The organism is Sulfurovum sp. bin170, from assembly GCF_010892395.1.
Taxonomy (GTDB): domain Bacteria; phylum Campylobacterota; class Campylobacteria; order Campylobacterales; family Sulfurovaceae; genus UBA1140.
This window is the reverse complement of the sequence record NZ_JAACKB010000169.1, coordinates 1-2,105: the sequence shown is the minus strand read 5'-3', so window position 1 is coordinate 2,105 and position 2,105 is coordinate 1. Positions and strand designations below refer to the sequence as shown.

General features: G+C 30.2%; 2 protein-coding genes. Both read left to right on the top strand.

The features are described from left to right. Nucleotides 1–114: 114 nt before the first annotated feature. Nucleotides 115–648: a hypothetical protein gene (locus tag GSY74_RS03935; RefSeq protein WP_164663803.1), complete on the top strand. Its 534-nt coding sequence runs from the start codon at nucleotides 115–117 to the stop codon at nucleotides 646–648. A 140-nt stretch (nucleotides 649–788) separates the two neighbouring features. Further along, nucleotides 789–2,042: a hypothetical protein gene (locus GSY74_RS03930; protein ID WP_164663802.1), complete on the top strand. Its 1,254-nt coding sequence runs from the start codon at nucleotides 789–791 to the stop codon at nucleotides 2,040–2,042. Nucleotides 2,043–2,105: the final 63 nt, after the last annotated feature.

The window sequence follows — 2,105 nt, the reverse complement described above, 5'->3', positions numbered from 1 at the left end:
CCATACTACAAGATAGGTGTAAAATAGCTGTACGATAATAGTAAGATAGCTGTAAAGCTCTTTTTTCTTACTATTAATTATATATTATATAATTAAAAAGAGATTAATTATATAATGAAAAATATAGAAGATAAACCACTCAATCTATCCAAAGAACTGCTTGATAGTTATAAACTTAACAATAATAACATTATACTCTATCCTATATATTATAAAGATAAAATTGAACTAGAAGAGGTGCTAACAATAAGTAGCAAAGAGGGGAAACTATCTGTAGATATTAATAGTCAAATAAGAGAAGATGAACCAGACTTTTCAGAGCTTGTTCTATTTATCAAAGAGGTTGAGGAGTTTTTACTTTTAGAAGATGAGAAGATTATCGAAGAGAAGTTGAAGAGTTTTAATAGTCAATATATGACTATAGCTACTCCTATCTTAGATATGATATTTGAAGTAGATGGGGATTTGAAGATTTTAAGAGCAAAAATAGATTTTGACTCTTTTATGGAGAGTTATCGCTATGAAGCTTTGGAGTATGGTCTCTACTTTTTAAGTGAAACCATACTACCAACTGTTCCCAAAGATACCAAGAAGATATATCTTGCATCCAGCTCAGGTTTGAATAAGATGTCATCTTACTCAATCTAATGAGTAGTGACATCAGATAGGATTTAACCTTCGTCGTTGTCACTGTTATTCATAGGAAATCCTTCATTTTGATTTTGTATTACGCATACAGAACTAAATAGACAACAAAAATCTATTCTGTTACGGTTTTTTAAAAAAAAATGAAAAATATCAATAAAAATCTTCTATTCTTTAGAACTGATGAGAAAAAAAGCTTTAATAGCTACCAGTTGATAGAGAACTCCTCTCGCTCCAAAACTCAGTTTGGGAGCGAGGGTATAGTTATTTATGATATTAGAAAAAAAGTTAAAGAGATAGATAAAAAAGGTAAGATTGCACTCCAATCACTACAAATACTAATAAATAAAAAAGTCTCCAAACAAGAGGAGAAGATAGCATATAGAAATCTTGATACTTTTTTGGTCGCTACTCCAGCTTTTAGAAAATATATTCGTGGCATGAGAGCTACAGAGGTAGAGTCTCTAAAACGAACTGTTATCAATAGTATGTTTGAGAAGATATATGATAATATCACCAAAAATAGAGGAGTAAGTAATCTTCGCTTTGCACTGGTTTTGTTAAAAGAGGAGTTAAACGAGTTTGACAACACTCTTCTTAGTCATATATTTTATGATATTCAAAATGGTATAAATATTAATCGTGAAGTGGAGAAGAGATTTGTTACGCAGATTAAAGAGTCAATCAACCAAAAAGAGTTAGTTATAGAGATAGATACCCCAAAATACAGTCTAGATGATGAAAAAAAATTTATCAACTTACTATTAAATACTCTACTCTCTATGCACTCTTATACTAATTGCGATAGAGAGAAGATTGCTATTTTGGTCAGCTATATGTGCTATATTGCCTCTACAGAAGATATTAAAACAACCAAAAAAGAGGGTATAACAAAAATACAGATAGCTCACTCCTTTATGATATTGGTTGAGTATCAGGCTAAATACAACTGTTCCCATTTTATTTCAGTGTTAAAAAAGTTCTTGAAAGATAGAGATAGAGATAATATTGAAGAGTTCTTAGCCAAAAAAATATGTTTAGAGAAAAATACTCTAACTATAAAAGAGGGAACCCTGCGACAAAAAAATCTAAAATTTTTAAATAATCTACTAATAATGGGTCATTTTTTTAGACTCATATCAGGGGAGAAAAATATAGAATCAGTTCTATCATCCCTTCAAAAAAAAGTTTTAGATAAGAGTATGGATACAAAAGGATACTCTCAAGAGATTATAAGCTCTAAATTTTTAAAACTATTTGCAAAAGAGTATCGTAAAAAAGATTGTAAGCAAAGACTAGAAGATTTTTTCAAATCTTTTAGAGTTCATCTGACTCCTCAGAAAAAGCCCCAACAGAGGTCAATCTATCATACCGTTGCTGTAACATCTCCTCAGTAGATAACTCTTTTAAGGCACGAACTCTCTCTAAAAAATAAGTTTTTACAATCTGAGATGCTAACT

Excerpts from the sequence above, each read along its gene's own strand:
- GSY74_RS03930 (WP_164663802.1), top strand. The coding sequence starts at position 789 with ATGAAAAATATCAATAAAAATCTTCTATTCTTTAGAACTGATGAGAAA.
- GSY74_RS03935 (WP_164663803.1), top strand. The coding sequence starts at position 115 with ATGAAAAATATAGAAGATAAACCACTCAATCTATCCAAAGAACTGCTT.